This window comes from Micromonospora sp. LOL_015, from assembly GCF_048060275.1.
GTDB lineage: Bacteria > Actinomycetota > Actinomycetes > Mycobacteriales > Micromonosporaceae > Micromonospora_E.
This window is the reverse complement of the sequence record NZ_JBHMIO010000184.1, coordinates 1-513: the sequence shown is the minus strand read 5'-3', so window position 1 is coordinate 513 and position 513 is coordinate 1. Positions and strand designations below refer to the sequence as shown.

Genomic DNA, 513 nt, shown 5'->3' with positions numbered 1-513 from the left:
ATAGGTGAAGATCCCCGCGTCCGCAGTACCAGCCGGGAACGTGATCACCACATCAGCCGGACCAGCAGCACCCGGCGGAGTCACCACCGTGATCTCCGTACCAGCCGGATTCACCACGAACCCCGAACCCGCCACGCCATCAAACGTGACACCGGTCGCCCCAGTGAAACCCGAACCAGTAATCGTCACCGTGGTACCACCAGACGTCGGCCCGAAATCAGGATCCAGCCCGGTCACCACCGCACCCGAACCATCAGCCAGATACGTGTACGCCAACGGATCAGTCGAACCACCGGCGGTGGTCACCACCACATCGACCACACCAGGCGCATGCGCCGGAGTCACCGCCGTCAACGACGTACCCGACGGATCCACCACCACATCAGTGGCCGGCAACCCATCAAACGTCACCGACGTGTCACCCGGCACAAACCCCGTACCCGTGATCGTCACCGGCTGACCACCAGACTGCGGACCAGAATCCGGATCAATCGACGACGCCGTCGGCGGCGC

At 63.7% G+C, this 513-nt stretch carries 1 protein-coding gene; it reads right to left on the bottom strand.

The window, feature by feature from the left end; genetic code table 11:
• On the bottom strand, positions 1-513 hold a 513-nt coding region (locus ACFHWU_RS29390), incomplete at both ends, for an IPT/TIG domain-containing protein (protein WP_416592338.1).